The 3,849-nt window shown below is 75.3% G+C and carries 5 protein-coding genes; all 5 read left to right on the top strand.

Annotation, left to right across the window (positions count from 1 at the left end; all coding sequences use genetic code 11):
• Positions 1-1,038, top strand: a 1,038-nt coding sequence (locus AE652_RS37160; protein ID WP_049659630.1) for an ATP-dependent DNA ligase, incomplete at its 5' end; no start/stop codon positions are given.
• Between the two features lie 247 nt (positions 1,039-1,285).
• A complete protein-coding gene (locus AE652_RS37155) occupies positions 1,286-1,519 on the top strand; it encodes a ferredoxin (RefSeq protein ID WP_049659628.1) in 234 nt (77 codons plus the stop codon).
• Between the two features lie 109 nt (positions 1,520-1,628).
• Positions 1,629-2,843, top strand: coding sequence for a cytochrome P450 (locus tag AE652_RS37150; RefSeq protein ID WP_049659625.1), 1,215 nt, complete (start codon positions 1,629-1,631; stop codon positions 2,841-2,843).
• 185 nt (positions 2,844-3,028) lie between these two features.
• Complete coding sequence (locus tag AE652_RS46915) at positions 3,029-3,193, top strand: hypothetical protein (protein ID WP_159028668.1); 165 nt, start codon at positions 3,029-3,031, stop codon at positions 3,191-3,193.
• 103 nt (positions 3,194-3,296) lie between these two features.
• Entirely contained in the window at positions 3,297-3,635 is a 339-nt protein-coding gene (locus AE652_RS37145) for a hypothetical protein (RefSeq protein ID WP_049659622.1), read from the top strand.
• Positions 3,636-3,849: the final 214 nt, after the last annotated feature.

Below are 3,849 nucleotides of genomic sequence, written 5' to 3'. Positions count from 1 at the left end.
GGGGAGGCGGCGCTGGCGGCGTTCCGGCTGGAGGTGGGGCGGGCGGTGCGGCCGATGCTGGCCGCCTCGGCGCCGGACGTGGCGACGGCGCTGGAGCGCACCGGTCCGGCCGCGCTGGAGTGGAAGCTGGACGGCATCCGGGTGCAGGTGCACCGGGAGGGCGGGGAGGTCGCGGTGTTCACCCGCGGCCTGGAGGACATCGCCGCCCGCGTCCCCGAGGTGGTCGAGGCCGCGGTGGCGCTGCCGCTGCGTTCGGCGGTGCTGGACGGCGAGGCGATCGCGCTCGGTCCGGACGGCCGGCCGCGCCCGTTCCAGGAGACCGCCGCGCGCACCGCCTCCCGGCGGGACCCGGACCGGCTGCGCGCCGAGGTCCCGCTCGACGCCTACTTCTTCGACCTGCTGCACCGGGACGGCGAGGACCTGGTGGACCGTCCCGGCCGGGAGCGCTGGGCGGCGCTGGCCGGGGCGGTGCCGGACGGCCTGCGGGTGGCCCGCACCGAGACCGGGGACCGCGACCGGGCGCTGGCCTTCTTCCGCGACACGCTGGCGCTCGGGCACGAGGGCGTGCTGGTGAAGGACCCGTCGGCCCCGTACGCGGCCGGGCGGCGCGGCGCGGGCTGGATCAAGGTGAAGCCCCGGCACACCCTGGACCTGGTGGTGCTGGCCGCCGAGTGGGGCAGCGGGCGGCGGCGCGGCTTCCTCAGCAACCTGCACCTGGGTGCCCGGGCGGCGGGCGAGCCGGGGCTGGGCCCGTGGGTGATGCTCGGCAAGACCTTCAAGGGCCTGACCGACGAGACGCTCGCCCGGCAGACCGTCGAACTGCTGGCCCGGGAGACCGGACGGGACGCCTGGACGGTGCGGGTCCGGCCGGAACTGGTCGTCGAGATCGCCTTCGACGGGGTGCAGCGCAGCTCCCGCTATCCGGCCGGGCTCGCCCTGCGGTTCGCCCGGGTGGTGCGCTACCGGCCGGACAAGGACGCAGCCGAGGCGGACACCGTCGCGACCGTGCGGGAGATCGCCGCCGCCGAGGGGCTCTGAGCCGGGAGCGGGCGGCCACGGGCAGCGCCCGGAGGCCGTGAACCACCGTATGGTACAGGCTTGTTGGGGTGATGCCGGTTCAAACCTCCGGCGCCGCTCCGGCGGCTCCGACGGGAGCCGAATCGGCCATTCTCGGCGATCCCGCCACCGCGCCCTCCGTGGACGGAGTAGCGGCGGTTAGGTTGGCAATGACAACGAGAGGCGGCCGCCGGGCAGCCGGCGGCGCACTGGCGAGAGGTGCCCGACCATGCGGGTGAGTGTCGACCGGGACCGCTGTTGCAGCTCCGGGATGTGCGTCACGAACGTTCCCGAGGTCTTCGACCAGGACGACGACGACAGTCTGGTGAGACTCCGTCAGACCGCCTTCAGGCCCGACCAGTTCGAGGATCTCAGACTGGCCTCCCAGCTCTGCCCGGGCGGCGCCATCACCGTGGTCGAGGACGGGCCGGCGGAGGCCGGGGCCGCCTCGGTCGACGGCTGACCGTACGCCGGCCCGGGCCGGCCGAGGACCGGAACCGCACCCGGGACCGGCGAACGTCCGGCAACCCCGCCCCCACCGGAGAACCATCGCGACGCAAGGAGACCCCGCCTTGACGAGCACACCCACCGTGCCCGCCGTCCCGCTGCCGGCCCGGCACTCCGCCGGCTGCCCGTTCGGCCCGCCGCCCGCCTACACCGAGGCCGCCGCCACCGCGAACCTGAGCCGCGCCGAGCTGCCCGGGGGCGAGTCCTGCTGGCTGGCCACCGGCTACACCGAGGTCCGCGCCATCCTGTCCGACCGCCGGTTCAGCGCGGACCTGCGCCACCCGACCTTCCCGCTGCTGATCGCCGGCAGCCGGGAGCGGATCGGCGAGAACCCGAACTTCCTGAACCTCGACGACCCCGAGCACGCCCGGCTGCGCCGGATGGTCACCGGGGACTTCCTGGTCAAACGGGTCGAGGCGATGCGCCCGGACATCCAGCGGATCGTGGACGAGGCGCTGGACGGGATGACCGCGGGCCGCGCCGGGGCCGACCTGGTCGCCGACTTCGCGCTGCCCGTCCCCTCGCTGGTGATCTGCCTGCTGCTCGGAGTCCCGTACGAGGACCACGACTTCTTCCAGGGCATCAGCCGGACGCTGCTCAGCAACACCAGGCCGTTCGAGGAGCTCCTGGCGGCCCGGGACGAGATGCTGGAGTACCTGGAGGCGCTGACCGCCCGCAAGCGGGAGGAGCCGCGGGACGACATCCTCAGCCGGCTCGCCGTCCGGGACGACCTCACCCCGCGCGAGGTCGCCAGCACCGGCTTCCTGCTGCTGGTCGCCGGGCACGAGACGACCGCGAACATGATCTCGCTCTCCACCGCCCTGCTGCTGGACCGGCCCGAGCAGGTCGCCAGGCTGGCCGACCCGGCCGCGGTGCCCGGCGCGGTGGAGGAGCTGCTGCGCCTCCTCACCATCATCCACACCGGGGTGCTCCGGGTGGCGCTGGAGGACGTGGAGCTGGGCGGTACGACCGTCCGGGCCGGGGAGGGCGTGGTCGCGATGCTCTCCACCGCCAACCGGGACGAGGCGGTGTTCGGCGGCGCCGACCGGCTGCCGGCCGACGAACTGGACCTGGACCGGGACGCCCGGCGGCACATGGCCTTCGGCTTCGGCGTGCACCAGTGCCTCGGCCAGCCGCTGGCCCGCGCCGAGCTCCAGATCGCGCTGGCCACGCTGTTCCGGCGGCTGCCCGGGCTGCGGCTGACCGTCCCGCGCGACGAGCTGGCGTTCCGCACCGACGCGTTCATCTACGGCATGCGGTCGCTGCCCGTCGCCTGGTGACGCCCGGCCGAGTTCCGGGGGTGGTCCGGGAGACGCCCGGGTGGGGTCCGCGGGGCGCTTCCCGGGTCACCCGGCTGGCCCTCGCGCCGGGGCGGAGGCAGGCTGGAGGGGCGAAGAGCCACCACCGGTCCCGCCGCGCCTCCGGCCCGGGCGCGCCAGGACCGGCCGAGGAGACGGAGCCCGCGATGACCGACATCAGTGACCGGTCCAAGGTGAGTACCGAGGACGACGAGGACATCCGCGCCGCGGACCCCGAGGAGGGCGTCCCCTCGATGCAGAACCTGCACGCACAGGACACCTCCCAGGCGGAGGGCGCCCCCATGCTGGACGAGCCCGGCCAGCCCGGCTGACCGTCCGCCGTACCGACTCGACCGCCCGGTGCCGCCGGGCGGTCGCCGCGACCGCAGGTGTCGCTGCTCCGGCGGCGGGCCACCCGCGGGGGAGGATAGGCGCATGACCGAACACGACCAAGGAAACCGCCAGGCCCAGCCGCCCGCGGACCCGCGCACGTCGTGGGCGACCTGGACCACCCAATCGATCATCAGCGGCCCCGGCGGGGTGACCACCACCGAGATCGGCCCGATCTCCGGCGACCTCACCGTGCACACCACCTGGGTGGACGGCGAGGCGAGGCTGACCGTCCAGTACACCGGAGCGCTGGACTGGTACACGGTCACCGGCAGCCCGGTGCCGGCACAGGACGAGACCACCGCTCGGGCGATCCACCAGGCGATGGTGAACGGCGTCAAGGCCGGCCGGGGCGCGGTTGCCCCGGCGCCGCCGAAACCCTAGGAACCCCGGGAACCCCAGGCCCCTCGACGCCCGGGGTTCCCGAGCCCCCGGCGACAGGCGCGCCCGGGACCGTCACCGGTCCCGGGCGCGCCTGTCACTCCTCCCCCGGTGGCCGCGGAGCCGTCTCCCCCTTCGGCGGCGGCGCGGCCGCGGCCCAGTAGGCGCCGTCCGCCGGGCGGCGCTCGCGCAGGTCCTCGCGCACCTCGCCGGCCAG

Source organism: Kitasatospora sp. MY 5-36, from assembly GCF_001182915.1.
In the GTDB taxonomy this organism is placed as follows: Bacteria; Actinomycetota; Actinomycetes; order Streptomycetales; family Streptomycetaceae; genus Kitasatospora.
Note: the sequence above shows the minus strand (reverse complement) of the source record. Positions and strands in the feature narration are given on the sequence as shown.

Bases quoted from the DNA above. Each gene is read 5' to 3' on its own strand.
- AE652_RS37145 (WP_049659622.1), top strand. From the start codon at position 3,297: ATGACCGAACACGACCAAGGAAACCGCCAGGCCCAGCCGCCCGCGGAC.
- AE652_RS46915 (WP_159028668.1), top strand. From the start codon at position 3,029: ATGACCGACATCAGTGACCGGTCCAAGGTGAGTACCGAGGACGACGAG.
- AE652_RS37155 (WP_049659628.1), top strand. From the start codon at position 1,286: ATGCGGGTGAGTGTCGACCGGGACCGCTGTTGCAGCTCCGGGATGTGC.